We start from the raw sequence: 15,688 nt of genomic DNA on the forward strand, positions 1-15,688 counted from the left end.
AATTTGGTTCTTGGGCATTTGCTTAGCGTATGTTTTACGCTTTTTGTTGGTAGGACCCCTCTCATTAATAGTACGCTCCTGTTGTTTCAAACTAAGTACGTTGGTGAACATGGTTTAATTTCTACTTCTTGAAGATCGTAGTTCTGAACTGTTCTCCGATCCTGGTTATAAAGAATTAATCTTTGATCAACATTAGAGATAATATTTCCGTAGAATGGTTGGCTACTCCCCAGAGGACGTATACAAAGCAAATTGCCTTGTTTTATCCAGATTTCAATCATTCCTTCGCTGACCTCAAGATTCATCAAAATAAACGCCTCTTTCATAAGAACAAATGGTGTAATCCACAACGCACATAATTGTACACCATGATTTACATTTTGGAAAGGTTTTATTGATTTCCTCTTACTGTACCTAACAGACACAGGGCTTCTTCAATAGCTCCGGTAGCGCCTCTACCATCATGAAACCCCAATAGTTTGTTGTACTCTTTTGCTAGATCTTTTGCCTTCCACATAGACACATGTTGCAGTGCCCCCTTCAAAATGATAATTACATCACTCTTCCGGATTAGAGGCTCGAGTTGCTTCTCAACCTTTCGCTTACAGAGACCGTGGTGATGATTCACATCAAGCCCATATTTTTTTCCAATCTGTTTAAATGTTTCTGTCTGAGTACCGCCGATAATAGCCAGTTTCATATTCGAAAACCTCCATTTTTTTAGATATGTCAAATCATAACCTGGAAGAGAACAATGACAAGTTCAACAATCTAACGTTAAAAAACCGACCCTCAGATAGGGTCGGTTTTTAGTATCAGGATTCTGTGGCTGAATCGACAAAGTCGATCTCAATGTCATCGGGGTCAAAGTTAGCGCATAACTTTTTGAAAAACTCCTGTACAGTCATCGCTTCTGGATCAATCTCACCCTCCGGATAGAGAAAACATTTGTCCCCCTTTTTTTGAATCCACCATATGGCTGGTTTTGGGTGAATAACTTTAAATGATATCGGTTGATCACTTAGGCCCATAGTCATCGTCGTATACTCAAGTCGGCTGTATTTCTCAATACCAAGAACTTTAATGATTGCATTACGCTGGCCTATCCCTTCTAAGAGTCCAAGTGCTAACTCTTTAGACACCCCACTTTTCATATGTGACAATGTACTTTTATACTCCTGTAGGGTTGCAGCTTTTTTATAATCAAACAAGATATCTGAGATACTGTATTCAACTAACTGGTCCTTGACCTGGTATGAAAATCGGCTTTGAAGGGAGATCCCCTTTTGAATAACGAGTTTCACGAGCTTATCCACTGTACAACAACCCCTTATAAAATGTAAATCATGTTATACATTAAGTTATCACTTCTTTTCCCTCACGTCTATTCCTTATCACAATCTAAATAAATTATGTGAGTATTTTTTCCTATATTCCAATTTCAAATTGTTACCTTTATCCTAAATATTGTGATATATTACCTTATGTATTTCAATAAAACAGAGGCCAATAGCTCCTCAACCATGGTTTGTTTTAACAAATGAGCTGCCAAAACAGTAGAGAACACATCTAGTAGAAATATGAACGCGAGAGGAAGATTAGATTGGGGAAGTTGAAGAAGGTATCTGCTACAATATTAGCAACATCCTTGCTTGCTGTTGGGTCGACTGAGGTAATGAAACTACCGGTAGCCTCAGCTGACGCACAGATCCTTAATTTTGTGACTACAGGTAATACATACGATGCTCCAACTCAGTTTAAGTCTGAAATTACCTCGGAATCAAGTTTGCTCTTATCCTGGAGTTATCTTGATGCACCGGAGTATAAAGTAACTAGAGATGGTGAAGTTATTCAGACGATTCAAAACTCTGGTCAAGAGACCCCTTCATTTGAAGACACAGGGCTGACTCTGGGTAATACGTACACTTACCAAGTCTACGCCACTAACGGAGTAGAATTAGGTGCAGCTGCCACTTTAGAGGTAACATTTGCTCCTTTAGCTAAACCTACAATTAATACACTTGATCCCGAATCTAATCCAAATAGATTTAGTTGGGAACCCATCCCTGGGGCAACAGGATATAATATTTTCAGAGACGGTTTTTACGTAGGAACTAAGCTTCCTGATGAAAAGCTGATTTGGCATGAAGCGGGAATCGAACCAGATAAAACTTATACTTATAGTGTGGTAGCTTTAAATGGTGTCTTGGAGAGTGAGCCTGCTACGGTCCAATTAACGACGACACTTGAACGAATTGAACAACCTGCTAATACTATAGCGACTGTAATTGGTGAAAACTCGATCAAGGTAAGTTGGGACCAAGTGCCATATGCCACTTCTTACAAACTATACCTTACTGGATCTGCCGCAAATTATTTTGAAAGTCAAGTAATTTCAGATCATGAATACATTTTTACAAATCTGCGCAAAGGTACAACTTACACAATCGCTGTAGAGGCTAAACGTGGAGATCTAACCAGTACAGTGAGTCGAGTAGTAGCTACAACTGAAGGTGCATTAATTCCCTTACCTACTAATTTGCAGTGGCAGGCGAATGATCAAGTTGGCGTAGATTTATCTTGGGATGCTGTGGAAGGAGCATCTGGTTATAAAGTATATAGAGATACGGATTATGTAAAAACAGTTACCTCCCCTTCGTTCCATGACTGGGGACTTCGATCAAATTGGACTTATGGTTATGAAGTATCGGCTATACAAGGCGACATTGAAGGGCCACGTTCGAATATAGTGGCTATAACAAAACTGATGGATGAAATCCCTATTCCTATCCCCTCTCTTAAAGTAACAGGGAAAACTTACTCGTCTGTAAGTTTAAGCTGGACAGAAGTTGATGGAGCAACAAATTACGGTGTTTACAGTGGTGGTGACCATTCAGATATCATCCCAAAAAACGCAAAGTTGGTTTACTATGGTCATGATCTGGAAGCCATAGATACAGGTCTAATAGCAAACACGGAGTACGATTACTATGTGTATGCTTACAAAGGAGGGAGTCGTAGTGAACCCGCTAAATTAAAAGTGGTGACAGCCCCTGTTGAGGTTGTAATTATACCTGAACCAACACCTGACTCTGGTTCCAATGGGGGTGGTGCCGGTGGATCATCTAGCGGTTCTAATGCTTCTCCATCAGGAACTGGTGTAACAACACCAACAACCATAACTCCACCTGATACGAGCTCGACTTCAACTGAAACAGAAACAGAAACGAATCAGCAGCCTACACTAATCGAACCTTTACCCATGCAATTCAAAGACCTTTCTAGAGACCACTTTGCAAATGTGTCTATTAATAGATTAGTATCTGATGGAACTATTAAAGGGTATAAAGATGGATCGTTTAAACCAAATCAAAAAGTGACTCGAGCTGAGTTTATATCTCTACTGGTTCGTGCTCTGAAGCTTGAAAATACTGAGAGTTACAAAACAACTTTCACTGACGTTCACTCTAGTGCCTGGTACATAAACGAGCTCTCAATTGCTCTACAGATAGGCCTTATCAAGGGATACTCTGATAACACTATTAAACCAAGTGAAGGAATGTCACGTGAACAAGTAGCAAGTATGGTTGCCGATATACTGGTTAAAGCAGGTAAAGTAGGAAAACCAGCTGATCTTACCAAGTTTAAAGATGAGCTCAGCAGCTCTACTTGGGCTAAAGAAGGATTGGCAATTGCTGTCTCCTCGGGCATCATGTCTGGTTATAAAGATGGAACTTTGCGTCCAAAACAAACAGTGACCAGAGCAGAAACAGCTGTAATCATTACTCGATTGCTTGATGCATTGTAATAAATGAATGGCCACCCTACGTCAACACTTGACCTAGGGTGGCCTTAATTATATATTTTTAAACCTTCTCACTCACTGCTCCTGATCGGATGTAGTTGTTTAGGCTAATAATGAATTCTCGATTAGTAGGTTTACGCTCATATCCAGGAAATACAGACTGAAAGTAACTCTCTCTGCCTTTTATCTTCCCCCATGTAGTAATAATAGAGTGCCTTATGGAACGTTCAACATTAGCTGGACTTGTATTCTGCTGTTCAGCAATTAATTTGTAAAGCAAGGTACTACTTATGTTTCGTTTATAATAAAGAACCGACATTGCCTCTACTAAGAATTTATGTCCTTGATAACGTGATGTTAAACCGAGCTTATGTAATGTCGTCATTGCTGCTTCTCTATGTAATGCAGCCGAATCATCACGAATATCCTTCGTAATTTCGATCATCCTTCCATCTCCGCATATCTTAAATATCTGTAGTTTATTTTCCGGTAGACCGGCAAATTCATCATTCTTTGATATAATCGAGCCAAGCATCTGCAGATCTTGATATGTTGTATGTTCCAATTCCTCCATTTCCACAATTAACTTTTGAATGGATTGGGTTTCATCAACCCATACATAGAAGTATTTGGCTATCGTCATGTTCATTCCCCTATTCGTGCAGTATTTTAGTTGGAGCTGGATATGCTCACACTGGAGAAAGAAAAATCCGCGCTCATACTGAGCACGGATCCTGAGATACTTCTTATGCAGTTAAGCGATATTTCTCATTTGTTGTAACAAAGAATCCGCAAAGGAGATGATATTCTCCTGCTGCTCATCAGTCGCATTTTGCATTACAGCAATCACTGTCGGTTTCATATCACGCAAATACAACAAATGCATTCCCAGGGCCCGTGCAATGGCTTGTTGCTTTTCAACTTCGTTTAGGCTTTCCTGTAAGTAAATACTTCGGTATCCGTTGCATACAGCCGCCATTCCCAAAACGATTCCTTTTGGAAGATCGATGGGATCTGGATTAATCGTGATTCCTTCACCATAAGCAATACTATATAGGTCGTCCGTTTGATATTGATTGGTCAGTGCTCTTACTTTCTCATTGATTGTTAAATTCATTTCCCGTTCCCTCCATGATCAATTACATTCATACAATATATATAGTACCTAAGTATCTTGTCGAATAATTTAAATGACGATAAAGCACGCTTCATGTCATCTCTACAAGGACTATTTTACCAAATTCAAAGAGAGTAATGTACAGGTTTTCGTCCGGATAAATAACTATTCATCAGGATAAAAACATCTTGGTCACGATGAACGCTCATAAAAATCGTAAGCAAATATCTCATATAATCCTTATGTCATACATGATTGCCAATTATTATATTCTTCTTCGAATTGCATTAGAGTAAAAACAAGTAGAGAAAAAGGACCTTCCTCTTGGGCAGGTCCTTAAATACCATTGTTTCGCAATTACGCAGTTCATTAGCTGTCTTTCGTTGATTTTCTAACATCTAGCATTATGAAGAAAGAAGTGGCTTGTTCATTAGATTCCACTTTGTGTTCTCCGTTGTATTGTTTTACAATCTCCTGAACAATCGCCAATCCAAAGCCTCTTTCACTTGTTGTAGAATTATCACCATTTGTGTTAGTTACATCAATAGGTTTGGTAGAGAAGCCTCGTTCGAATAATTTGGCCTTTACGTCCTCTTCAATTTCCGGACCATTGTTAATGACAATGATTTCAATATATGAATCATATTTTTTGCGTAAGGAGAAAAACACCTTCCGATCACTTCCCCGTAACTGCACTGCATCGAAAGCATTATCAATAAGATTAGAGATCAATCTGCTAAGATCTATTTTCTTAACCTCTTCGAATGTCTCATAATCTATTTCTGCATCAAAGTCAATTTTTCTGGACTCTGCTACTTTTACTTTACTCCGAATAAGCTGACCTACATACGGATTTTTGGTTTTGATGGTTAAATCAATTTCTTTTAAATCCTTATAGATCTCCTCCATATAATCTTGTGCTTCCTGGAAGTGTTTAGATTGAATTAGCCCATGCAAAACATTTACGTGATTACGCATATCATGTCGTGAGGAATCCATTGAAATCATTAATGACTCCATATTCTCTATAAAAACTTGCTCAGTCGATCTTACATCTTCAGCAGCCGTTTGGTTTAGTTTGTCGATCATCTTAGCCATACTGCTGGTCATATCGTTTATGATTTCACCAAGGGAATCGAGTTCATTCTTCTCGTTGATTTGTACCGTTCCAGAGAAGTCCCCTGCAGCTACCTTTTTCAAATGCGACTCCAGCTTTTTGATTGGTTTTAGTCTTTTCTGCACAACAATAAAAACACTAAAACCAATGGCAACGATTGCTAATAAATTCGATATAATGGATAACCAGGTTACAATCCTAGATAAAGCCTGCTTACTATCCGCATTAAAGACAACAATGGCTGCTTGATCGTTATTGATAGGGAGAAATGCCTTCGTCCATTCATCCCCATTTTTACTGAAGGGAACGGTAATACTTTTATTGTATTTGAGTAGTGCTATAAGATAATCTTCATCCGTCTTATCTGCATAAGTATACTTTCCGTAAACTGTTGGATGAATTTCATTGTTATCTGTTTCAAAAAGCGTTTCTCGGTTTAAATATTCATGGATGTCTATCACTGCGGCCTCTTCAATGCTTGGGCTGCTGCCAAGAATACTCTCTATCATTTTATTGGAGTTCACCAGATTAACCGCCTGTGCTGTAACAATGCCGGCATCAACAGTCAAGACAAATTCATTTCGTAAAGAAACATGTTCAACTGTGAGTTTAAGGTACTCTCCATCGGGCATAAGCATGTATGGACTAACCCAGACGTTATCTACAAATGATCCTTCTAAATTGGTTAGATCTCGATTTAATACGCTTTCGTAGAACCCCACGCTATTTATTCTTGGGTCTATATCGACCAGTTCATCCCATATCTTAGGGTTAACAGCATGCACTACAGATGGTTTTTGATCAACCGGGCGTACAACGTAGGCACCATTTAAGGAATAGTTGTAGACCATTTTCGTCAGTTTTCCATTATTTAAAGCGTTCCCCTCACGAGCAAGATCCTCTACTAGTTTAGAAGACTTTGAACTGAGTTGATCGTTCAACTCATTTTCCAACGACTTATTCGTAGAAGCATTAATATTTGTAGCTAATCCGCTGACAGTAGCAATCCAGTCTAATGTATCCTTTACATGTTTATTTACAGAGCTGTTCAGAAAAGCGATTGCGGATATCACATTGAAAACAAAGATCACGATAATAATAACTAAAATGGGTAACATGACTTGCTTGTCTAGTTTCTTACGAGCTGTTAATCCAGGTATCATTGCAATATCACATCCGATAACTTATCTTACTTGAGCATGAGACCAAGCGGTAAGTAAATTTTTATCATTCTTCACATCAGGGCGCTGTAATTCAAAAGTGCTTCCTTTAAACACAATAGAATTCTGGTGAATTTCTTTAACCGCCCGGAGATTAACTAAAGTAGAGCGATCAACCCGATGATAATGATGCGGCAATAGAAAGTTGAGATACACTTTTAAGGAAATATGTGAGTGATATTCTTCTAAAAGGGTCTGTACGAGCTGATGCTTATGTTCTTTACTAGCTTGGATACATAGAACCTCAGACAACGGTATCTGCACGATCTTTAATGCATCATATATAGGGACCATGATTCCTCCGTCTTGAATGTACTGTTTGTACTGTAGGTGCTCTACTAGCTTTTCCACAGCCTTTTGAATACGTTCAAAAGTGTAAGGTTTACCAACAACATCAATAATTCCCACATCATACGTTTCCGGAGCCTCTGGGTTGGCACCAGTAACTAATATGGCCGGTAACTCTACGCCACGATAAGGTAGACGTATGTAGGTATCCAAACCGGATCGTCCGTCGCCTAACTCAATATCAAGGATTAACGCATCCAACTCATCCTTCAACTCAATAGCTACATTCAGTAGCTCTTGACTATCCCTGGCAACCCCTTTAACTTCAACATTCCCCATCGACTCTAAATGATGTATTAATATATCCGACTGTTGTGGTATGTCCTCTGCTATTAATACTCGAATCTTCTTATCCATTTATCCCTCACTCCAAACCTAGGTATAATTAGTTGATTTTATCGATTAACGATTAATAGATCCTCATCAGACATCTGTAACTGCATTTCAAGAAAAGCTCGGTTCTTACCCGCCACATGGGCTTTTTTACTCCATGGTTTTGGTTTCTCCTCAAAGTAGACAAGTCCATTTTTTATATCAAAAACCCGGATGTATGTTAGTTGAATATAATTCCGGTGGTCTAATCGAAGCATACGATTCTTCTTTAAGAACCGGCTATTGGAGAAGTCTTTCATTTTTTGTGGAGCCTGATAGGTAGTCCCGTTTTTATGATGAAATGTGATTGTGCGATTTACTGTCTCAATGAGTAGGCAGTCATCGATATTGATGTTAATTAATTCATTTTGGATATCATCGATAACAAGTGCAAATAACTCTAATGGTTCGTCTTTTGTTTGCAGCGTTAAATCTAAGAACTCACGATTGCGTTCAGCGACATGACCTATCAGACTACTATCATTGGGGTCATCATCGAAATATACGATCCCTGTTTCTTTAACAAAGTGTTGAATCGCCGACACTTTAATAAAATTACGATGATCCAGGCGAACAAGCTTCATATATTTCAAAAGAGTACTTTTATCAAAATCTTCAAGGCGTTGTGGTGATTTATATGCCTTTCCGTTTATATGATGAAATGTGATCGTGCGATTTACTGATTCTATATATAAGGTGTCTTCCATACGGATATTAGTGAGTTGCCCATTCTGATCTGGATCGTAAACTAATGCTAACAACGACAAAACAACTACCTCCCTAATCCATGTACACAATGTATAAAACTATGTACTTAGTCTAACACCGCAAGAAGTGTTCTACCATGCCACTTTACAGCTGTAAACTTATCTTTACTTCTAGGTTAATATATTGTATAATGCGACAGGTTTATTCACTCTGCTCATAATGATATGAAAAAAAGCACTCCTTATGAGGAGTGCTTTTATAGTTTTGGCAAAGCCAGAATTTTAGGTTTAAGGGCTTTAAAGTAGCTACCACCAACGTTAGCTTTCTTGGCCGATGTCTTAAATATGAGTTGATTCCATTTTGGATCATATCCCTTTGCCTGGCTCCAGTTAACCACATAAGATCGATCGGTTTTATAAAAGCCTGGCAGAGAGCTCAATTCTTTCAATGAACTCCGTATTAGGTACTTATCGTCTTTATCCGTAATCGCCCAAATTCGATTACCATCAATATCATCCGTTGAGAAAAAGATAATATCGTTTAGAACAACAAGTTTGGGGATGGTTTCGTTGGTCTTTTCATCGAGCTTGAAGACTAGTAAACGGTCTATATACTCGATTTGTCTTTCTTCGTCCGACATGTCACCACTCTCCTATTCGCCTAATTATGTATTATCTAAGAGAGGCTTAACAACGCTATCCTCCTCTCTTAAATGAAGCTATTTTTTATCCGGAGCTGGTGGTTCAAACAGAAAGAATTTATAGGTAGCTACAAAAAACACAGTCCCCATCATAATCGTTACTGCAGCGTATCTAGCGATGAATCGCTTTGCTTTCAACACGCCTACACCTCCCTTCAGTTTTATAATGGATTAAAGTCAAGCTTTGGAGAAACATGACTGTAATAAGATGATCATTTTGAAAAAGCGAAGTAGTTATGACAATCAGAGAAGCTATAATTTTGAAGACAATAGCTCTCTTCGCGGTCAATTGAATGGAATGCTTACTAGCGGATGCTGGAGCAAACCGTAAAGTGAGCCCTAACGTTATGATACACATTAAGATTGGAAGTATTCCAGGCAAAGGAAGATATCCTGCTACTAAAATGATGAATGTGGAAACCACAATACATTGGAGTGGAGTGGTCAAATGCAGACCACCAGTAAAAAATCTGAAAATCCCAAACAAACACATTGTTTGAATAAGCAACTTCAGATCGTTCAGAAGCACACCTAACAAAACGATAAGCACAATAATACTCATATTGTTCATGGAATTGATTAATGAATACATCAAATTATCTTTTGTCACATGACGGCCAAATACTTTTTCTTTGTCATTATAAAGAACGACCCAGGATGCAATACGATCAGCAATTACTTCAATCCTCATAGATATTTACGTCTACTCCCTCATGACTTTCATTATATTCTTTCACGTAGGACAATCTCATCATGACAATAAATAACAGCAACATGACAACCATCGAGACTAATAACATTGTATCTAAGTGAAAATATATACTAATGAGAGAAGCGAGAAATGCTAAGATCGCCAACATTCCTGTAAACAAAATTTGCTTATTTACACCTTTGTAAATCACTCTTTCTTTATATGAAAAGGGAACATATGAAAAACCAATATTAAATCTTCTCATTAGAAATGAAACAAGTAAACCACATAATACGGATGAGACTTGTAATATGTATGAGCTAATATGAAGGGCTGAAGTAGCATCTTCAATCGAAAAAAGAATTAACTTACTAGCTAAATAATTAATGACCATATATAATGCTACACCTTTTATGGTCATGGCAAATGAGTAGAAATAACCCACTCGGAAAATAAACCGAAACGTCAGAAAGATGGCTAACACTTGGAATCCCGTATCAAACAATAGAGGAAGTTGAAATCCTTCTCTAATCTCATATGAGCAATATGAGAGTACCGCACCAATTAAAAGCATAGACATGAAATAACGCTTAATATTGAAACGAAAGAGTACAAACGTCAGAATAAAAATAGTTGTAATCTCTAGCGTAGACAACACAAGAGAGATGGCCACTTGTAAACCGTAAGTCATTATTATTCTTCCTCGCCCTCTGAACGTGTACACTTTTCAACAATCATAGTTCTATATACGCATAACTATTATACTAGACTGGGAAGATTTTAACAGCAATTTCGACAAAAAATGTATTTCATTATTTACAACTAGGTTCTGAATGATCACAAAGAGTCCTTTTTTTCATACATAAATTAATTGGATCTTTGTAATTAGCAGCCCAGTTATCTCATTGATAAATGTTTAAACCAGAACAAAAAAAGACTCGATGAAAAAAATACGAGTCCAATAGATAATTCATTATGGTTGATCAGTAATACCCTTTAGATAATCCACGGATGTTTCAAGCACTTCAGCTAGAAGGTTCAGCTTGCTTTCATCCGGCATATACTTACCTAGCTCAATATGACTGAAGCGTATCTCCGACATTTTTATAATTTTACGGACGTCACGCTGGGTCATGTTTTTGCTCTTACGTAACTCTTTAACACGTCGGGCAAGAATGACATTGGGTTCGTTCGATTCCCCCGTAATTAAAGCGACTTTTGGAGCCTTCTCAATTTCTAGATGTGGTGATAATTGAATCAATGTATTTGGATCAATTTCTAATGCTGTACCAATCTTATAGAGCGTATCGTATGTCGCTGGGTGCTGGGTGCTGTTCTTTTCAGCGAGTGAAAACGTTGATGATGATATACCAGCCAACTCAGCAGCTTTCGTTATTGTTAAACCGTTTTGCTTTCTTACTGCAGCAATTAACTCGCCTGCAGATTGATGATTACTTGTGGCCACCCGTACCTCTCCCCCATTCCAATCTATAGACTGAATTAAATTAAATCATTTATGTATTTTGCAGCAATATCATTTTATGAATTCATCATTGTACTGTCAAATTTAAAAAAAGCTTAATGCTTAAATTGGCCTCCATCTCTTTTACTAATAGGTTGGTGCAGCATACTGTACCGGAGAAGATACTTCAGCATGAGGGATAAATGTTACTAAGCGGATATTAAAGTTTACTGCCATATTAAAAAACTCCTTCTTTAAATGATTTTAGGCGGGGGTATAATGAGAAGATTTGAGTACCCCATCTCAAACCTTTCATTCTCACCTTCACTTAATAGGAGTTTTCTAGGCTTAGAATACAACCAACATTAGTTTGAATTTTAAAAATAACACCCTAAGTCTTTAGGGTGTTCATACCAATTACTTCATAATACCGAAGGTATCGCTTTCAAAATGATATTTGTATGTTCTTTACCTGATTGATTAGCTATCAGTAACGGTTTTTACGATTTTCATCAAAAAGTATATTTAATCGATGCATCAGCATTCTATCACCAGTTTTATCCGCCAAAGAATAAATAGTAGATTTAAACTGGTTATAGAAGTCTTCTATGTTCCAGTATCTCTCTATCCGAGTTATTAATCCATAAACAAGGTTGCACCAATTCCAATGTTCTTCAGTTATCTTACCTGTAGGTAAAGGAAAGAAGTACTGCTTTTGTTTTATGAATTCTGAGATTTCTATCTTGATCAATTCATCCGTATTAGACATAACAGCATCTTGCAGGCCATTGAGACTTTCAATATTATTGTATTCACAACTGTTAAATTGGAGGTTTACATTAGAAGCCGTCTTTCTAATATACTCAGATCTATACCTATCCTTAATTTTTGAAATTATTTTCCTTACGTCTTCACTCTTGATATATTACCGTTAACACCAAATAAAATATTTGGTTGAATTAATTCAATTATTTCATTTTCGCTGATACCAAAATTAACTGATAAAACCTCACACCACGAGAGTGCTGATGTCAGATTTGCAATAATATCAGTAATTTTTTCATTTCCCTTTAGGTTACGAATATAGGAACGGGTATTATCAATCATCACCTCTACCTGTGACTCTGAAGAATAGAAGTTATGTGGTTCCTCTTGATGATTATTTATATTAGTTATTAAGCTTGTTATATCTTCTTTAGAATAAGAACCTGTCTCGAACCAATTTTTTATATGAGGGAAAACTCCTCTACACATATCATTTTCAAGTGAATCCTTTAAGATATGGTGAGATAGATAAAGTATATCCCCGTTATCTATACTATACATTGTATTAAAAAGTTCATTCTTGGGATTAGAATCTAAAAGCACCATTTCCCCTTTGTGCTCAACTCTAAAGAATACAATGGCAAAGCACATACGATAAAGATCAGCCCTCGTAAATTTATCTGTGAACTGTTCTTCTCCAAGTATCTGAGTTACCTCATCTATAAAATTGCGTATTTTCTCAAAAGTCCTTAAATTTCTAAATTTAAGATTTCTAGAAATATTCTCAACAACTTTCCATACCTCATCTCCCAATATTGCCTTAGGTGCATCTTTAGCATATTCATCAATGGTATACTCTCTATCGATTGCTTTTTCCTTGAAATTATCAAAATCACCTTTATGATCATTACTAATATGGTTCGTAGCAGCTACTATGACTATCTTTATGTTTTCAATTTTAGAAAGACTATCAATTAATCCGAAAATCTCTTTAATATCTAGAGCATCGTGTCTCCGCTCCAGATCATCAAATACAATGATGAAAGTCTCTCTTTGTGTTAACTCCTTACTCAGAGCTTTCAGCATGTTTTGTATGACTGGTACCGACAATGATACTCCGGAAATGGAGATGTCGAGACTATTCATTTTTTGCCTGACCAAACTAAAGCTCTTTTTAAATTTTCCTTTAGGAGCACGATCTAAGATCTGAAAATAGATTTCTTGAATAACTGTATCCACATCTTTTTTTCCAAAGAGAGATACATAGCAAGTATTAGAATAATCGTTAATGAAGTCACTTATATATTTAGTCTTCCCAATTCCCCATTCTCCATTAATCAGGACTTTTTTATAGTTCGAATCCATGAATTGCTGAAGGTATTCTACAATTTCATTTGCTCTCAATTAATTTAGCCTCCCACTCCTGTTAGTTAAATCCCCAAATACCCTTCAGTCTATAATAGATCAACTACTGAAAAAAATGCATATAGTCTTCAGTGGAATTATGATCTACACCATGAACTATTGTTAGATATGTCGTAATCAAATCATTTCCTAGTTCTTCATACTGGGCCATATTCAGGGGTTGAATATCATAGTACTTGATAAATAGGCTTCTCATTGCAGCAATAAAAGCTTTTTCATCTTCTTTATCGGTTTCTAGATATACTAACTCACCCGAAGATACGTCTGCATGTGCACTTCTAGTCGCTATGGCATAGTCAAGAAGATAAAGTAATTGAATAGGAGTGTACCCCCATTCTTGACCCTTAAAACAGTTATCCATGTTCATTGCTATACCCTCTATTTTTATTTGCACATGTGTATCAAATGTATGAAAACGCTCTGATATTTTTCTGCATGCTGAATATTCGCTAAGTATTTGCCATGCTAAATTAGTCACATTATTCGCTCTTATTGATTCATATTCTTTATATCCATATTTCAAATATATACTTACACCATCTTTGGCATGTTCTAATTCATGAGCAAAAACTTCACGAAACTTACTATTCTGTTCTTCTTCATAATCTTGAATGTACCCTTCTCGGCCAATTCCCAGTATGAGTGATTGAATTCTTATTGTTATAAATAATTTTTTATCTACAACCTTGACTCCACAATCACCTGAACCATCAAGGCCACATACTATTTCAATTCTATCTATTTTTTCTCCAATACCAGATCGAGCTAATTCTTCTTCTATAGTCTGAAAATACTTATCTTTATGAAAATAGATGATTTCCCCACTGTCTACATCTTCAAATTGTTCCGGAAAAGAACGTTCTATATTGTTTTCCATAAAATATATTTTATTTTCTAATTCTGGGTACTTAATTACCTTTACTTCAGGTTGTATCTCTTCTTCTAAATAAGACTCTCTAATTTTCGTGTTACTAGTATAATTATCTACTACATCACTACCACTAATGGAGGTTTTAGCTTTCTTTCTGAACCAACTAAACATTATTATCTCTCTCCTTCTTTAGATAACTACGATGCTTGAAAATCCCTCTCTTGATAAAAATTATAATTTGACGTACTTTTTATGGAAGAATTGGCCCAACTCATATTCTCTCTTTTAAAAACATACATTTCTTTCAATCCAATCTTTATTCAATTTATATCGGTGAAATAGCTGCAAAAAAAAAGATCGAACAATAAAGTCCGATCTTTTAAGTGTGAAATTATTTGTTTTCAGATTCTTCTTCAGGGAGAATTCTTCTAAGTGTAAAGTACTGAGTACTGATGAATAGGATGATGAATGCAATGAAAACGTACAGTGAGGTAATTAGGTACTTACCAATCGATGTTGGGATACTACTTGCGTTCGTATCAATTGCAAAATAGGCAAATGTATCTCCCCTATCATCCTTCAGAGGATATAAAATCGTCGTCCAGGTTCCAAAAATGTCATTATAGAAACTGGTATATGTAATCTTACCTGTGTCTAACATTTTCTGGATTCCATTAGCAACCTCTACAGGCTGTTCATACATGGATCCCACTGTCATCCCCATTTCATTAAACGTCTTCGTCAGATTGGTGGGCATTGCAGCGATTGAAGTATCTCTACCATTCTCCAGCTCTACTCCGAATATATAGGCTTGAGCAATATTTGAATTGTTATAACCCACTTGGTCCAGGAATGAACGTAGTTCGCTCTGTAAGTGGGCATTAAAGCTTTTCTCTTTCATGGCCTCTTGTACATCTGAAATCACCAATTTTGAGGCCCACTCTTGACTGTTAATCCGTAGTTGGTCATGCAATTGGTTAACCAGTGTGCTTTTTTGGATGAGATAACCCAAAACAATGATTAGCACCCCAAAAAGCATAATATTTGCAGTGATCACGATAAGAGATTTTGTAAGCATGGAGTACTT

17 protein-coding genes are annotated in these 15,688 nt (G+C 36.9%); 1 reads left to right on the plus strand and 16 read right to left on the minus strand.

Annotated features, from left to right (window positions below):
• Nucleotides 1–391 precede the first annotated feature (391 nt).
• Together P5G61_RS22020 and P5G61_RS22025 are read right to left on the minus strand one after the other, a co-directional pair.
• Nucleotides 392–700, minus strand: coding sequence for a DUF2325 domain-containing protein (locus P5G61_RS22020; protein WP_024630920.1), 309 nt, complete (start codon nucleotides 698–700; stop codon nucleotides 392–394).
• A gap of 115 nt (nucleotides 701–815) precedes the next feature.
• Entirely contained in the window at nucleotides 816–1,316 is a 501-nt protein-coding gene (locus P5G61_RS22025; protein WP_024630921.1) for a hypothetical protein, read from the minus strand.
• Between the two features lie 296 nt (nucleotides 1,317–1,612).
• On the opposite strand from P5G61_RS22025, the gene P5G61_RS22030 reads away from it, so the two are divergent.
• Nucleotides 1,613–3,808 carry an S-layer homology domain-containing protein gene (locus tag P5G61_RS22030; RefSeq protein ID WP_301248452.1) on the plus strand — a complete coding sequence of 732 codons (2,196 nt, stop codon included), beginning with the start codon at nucleotides 1,613–1,615 and terminating at the stop codon, nucleotides 3,806–3,808.
• A gap of 58 nt (nucleotides 3,809–3,866) precedes the next feature.
• On the opposite strand, the gene P5G61_RS22035 is transcribed toward P5G61_RS22030, so the two are convergent.
• From P5G61_RS22035 to P5G61_RS22095, 14 genes are all read right to left on the minus strand, one after another.
• On the minus strand, nucleotides 3,867–4,448 hold the full coding sequence (locus P5G61_RS22035; protein WP_024630923.1) for a sporulation initiation factor Spo0A C-terminal domain-containing protein: 582 nt from the start codon (nucleotides 4,446–4,448) through the stop codon (nucleotides 3,867–3,869).
• 111 nt (nucleotides 4,449–4,559) lie between these two features.
• Nucleotides 4,560–4,922: a hypothetical protein gene (locus P5G61_RS22040; protein WP_024630924.1), complete on the minus strand. Its 363-nt coding sequence runs from the start codon at nucleotides 4,920–4,922 to the stop codon at nucleotides 4,560–4,562.
• A gap of 369 nt (nucleotides 4,923–5,291) precedes the next feature.
• Nucleotides 5,292–7,202, minus strand: a complete 1,911-nt coding sequence (locus tag P5G61_RS22045; protein ID WP_024630925.1) for an ATP-binding protein — start codon at nucleotides 7,200–7,202, stop codon at nucleotides 5,292–5,294.
• A gap of 21 nt (nucleotides 7,203–7,223) precedes the next feature.
• Nucleotides 7,224–7,964, minus strand: coding sequence for a LytR/AlgR family response regulator transcription factor (locus tag P5G61_RS22050; RefSeq protein WP_024630926.1), 741 nt, complete (start codon nucleotides 7,962–7,964; stop codon nucleotides 7,224–7,226).
• Between the two features lie 38 nt (nucleotides 7,965–8,002).
• Nucleotides 8,003–8,746 (minus strand): LytTR family DNA-binding domain-containing protein, encoded by a 744-nt coding sequence (locus tag P5G61_RS22055; RefSeq protein ID WP_024630927.1) that lies wholly within the window; start codon nucleotides 8,744–8,746, stop codon nucleotides 8,003–8,005.
• 197 nt (nucleotides 8,747–8,943) lie between these two features.
• A complete protein-coding gene (locus tag P5G61_RS22060) occupies nucleotides 8,944–9,327 on the minus strand; it encodes a LytTR family DNA-binding domain-containing protein (RefSeq protein ID WP_024630928.1) in 384 nt (127 codons plus the stop codon).
• Between the two features lie 78 nt (nucleotides 9,328–9,405).
• Nucleotides 9,406–9,528, minus strand: a complete 123-nt coding sequence (locus tag P5G61_RS22065; protein WP_268870895.1) for a hypothetical protein — start codon at nucleotides 9,526–9,528, stop codon at nucleotides 9,406–9,408.
• On the minus strand, nucleotides 9,500–10,078 hold the full coding sequence (locus P5G61_RS31955) for an accessory gene regulator B family protein (RefSeq protein WP_024630929.1): 579 nt from the start codon (nucleotides 10,076–10,078) through the stop codon (nucleotides 9,500–9,502). Before P5G61_RS31955 ends, P5G61_RS22065 begins: the two co-directional genes overlap by 29 nt.
• Complete coding sequence (locus P5G61_RS22070; protein ID WP_024630930.1) at nucleotides 10,068–10,769, minus strand: hypothetical protein; 702 nt, start codon at nucleotides 10,767–10,769, stop codon at nucleotides 10,068–10,070. The genes P5G61_RS31955 and P5G61_RS22070 overlap by 11 nt, the downstream gene beginning before the upstream one ends.
• Before the next feature lie 282 nt (nucleotides 10,770–11,051).
• Nucleotides 11,052–11,543, minus strand: coding sequence for a helix-turn-helix domain-containing protein (locus P5G61_RS22075; RefSeq protein WP_052016625.1), 492 nt, complete (start codon nucleotides 11,541–11,543; stop codon nucleotides 11,052–11,054).
• A gap of 484 nt (nucleotides 11,544–12,027) precedes the next feature.
• Entirely contained in the window at nucleotides 12,028–12,309 is a 282-nt protein-coding gene (locus tag P5G61_RS22080) for a hypothetical protein (RefSeq protein ID WP_024630932.1), read from the minus strand.
• 134 nt (nucleotides 12,310–12,443) lie between these two features.
• Nucleotides 12,444–13,709: a P-loop NTPase fold protein gene (locus tag P5G61_RS22085; protein WP_024630933.1), complete on the minus strand. Its 1,266-nt coding sequence runs from the start codon at nucleotides 13,707–13,709 to the stop codon at nucleotides 12,444–12,446.
• A gap of 64 nt (nucleotides 13,710–13,773) precedes the next feature.
• Nucleotides 13,774–14,772 (minus strand): hypothetical protein, encoded by a 999-nt coding sequence (locus P5G61_RS22090; protein WP_301248459.1) that lies wholly within the window; start codon nucleotides 14,770–14,772, stop codon nucleotides 13,774–13,776.
• A 220-nt stretch (nucleotides 14,773–14,992) separates the two neighbouring features.
• Nucleotides 14,993–15,679, minus strand: a complete 687-nt coding sequence (locus P5G61_RS22095; protein WP_301248460.1) for a hypothetical protein — start codon at nucleotides 15,677–15,679, stop codon at nucleotides 14,993–14,995.
• Between the last annotated feature and the right edge of the window lie 9 nt (nucleotides 15,680–15,688).

This window comes from Paenibacillus vandeheii (assembly GCF_030433635.1).
Taxonomy (GTDB): domain Bacteria; phylum Bacillota; class Bacilli; order Paenibacillales; family Paenibacillaceae; genus Paenibacillus; species Paenibacillus vandeheii.